Annotated in this window: 1 protein-coding gene; it reads right to left on the bottom strand. The window is 66.0% G+C overall.

Annotated features, from left to right (window positions below; translation table 11 throughout):
• Positions 1 to 212: 212 nt before the first annotated feature.
• Positions 213 to 1,202, bottom strand: a 990-nt coding sequence (locus tag RMP10_RS22945) for an OmpA family protein (RefSeq protein ID WP_310572396.1), incomplete at its 5' end; no start/stop codon positions are given.

Below are 1,202 nucleotides of genomic sequence, written 5' to 3'. Positions count from 1 at the left end.
CCCGACGCGAGTGGTGTGATCATTTGGCTGGGGCTGGTGACCATCGTGTCGATGGCGGCGTGCGCGTGGCCGGCGATGCGGGCGATGCGCGTCCCCACGGCGGCGGCGCTGGCGTACGAGTGAGGGCTACGGCGTGCGTTGTGCCCTTGCCGCCGGTGGCGCAGGGGTGGTGTAGAACGGGAAGTTCTCGCAGTTCGCCGGTACGTGCTACGTCAGCGAAGGACGACCTCGATGCGCTGATTCAGCGCGCGTCCTTCAACGGTGCGATTGCTGGTAGCGGGCCGACGTCCACCTTCGCCACGAATCGACAGGCGCTCCAGCGAGATCCCCTGCATCGAGACGAAGTCGCGCGCGGCTTCGGCGCGGCGAACCGACAGCCCGATGCTTGCATCGACCGATCCGACGTTGTCCGTGTGCCCGACGAACTCTGCCGACACGTTCGGATACATGGTGAGATAGGCCGTGACCTTGTCCAGCTCCGCTCGACCGGCCGCCGTCAATCGCGCCGTAACGCCGTCGAACGTGACGTCCGTCGGTCGAAACGCACTGAGACGCGGGCACCCACGCGGTGACACTGTGCCGGCGGCGTTGGGACACTTGTCGGTCGCATCCTCGTACCCATCCTGATCGCTGTCGGGGCAGCCGTCGAGACTGGTCGATCCCGCGGTGGATGGACAGCGATCACTGGCATCCAGCACGCCATCCAGATCGCGATCGAGTACGGGCGGCGCCGGAGGCGGCGCACAGCCGCGCTGCGCCGCCACGCCCGCTTCCTTCGGGCAGGCGTCATCCTCGTCGAGCACACCATCACGGTCGGTATCGGGAACCGGACAGCCCTGATACTTCGAGAGGCCGACGTCGGCCGGGCACTTGTCCACTTTGTCGAGCAGCCCATCGCCATCACGATCGGCATACACCCGGCGCCCGGCCAGCCGAAGCTTGATCCCCGCCTGAACACTCTGCAGGTGAATCTTGGACGATGAGACCGATGCTGCGGAGCTACGCAAATCGGAGAGTCCCATGGTGTACCGGCCGTACAACGCTACGCGACTGTGCGGAAAGAATTCGACGCCACCGCTGGCCGATACACTCACCGCGGAGAGTGAGTCGGCGGTCCAGTAGTTCGGGGCGTCGACGACGCGTAACGCATAGTCCAATTGTCCGCCGAGGGTGAGCGCGGCGAACCGGCCCACGTGCACTTT

The sequence above is a fragment of the Gemmatimonas sp. genome (assembly GCF_031426495.1).
GTDB lineage: Bacteria > Gemmatimonadota > Gemmatimonadetes > Gemmatimonadales > Gemmatimonadaceae > Gemmatimonas.
Note: the sequence above shows the minus strand (reverse complement) of the source record. Positions and strands in the feature narration are given on the sequence as shown.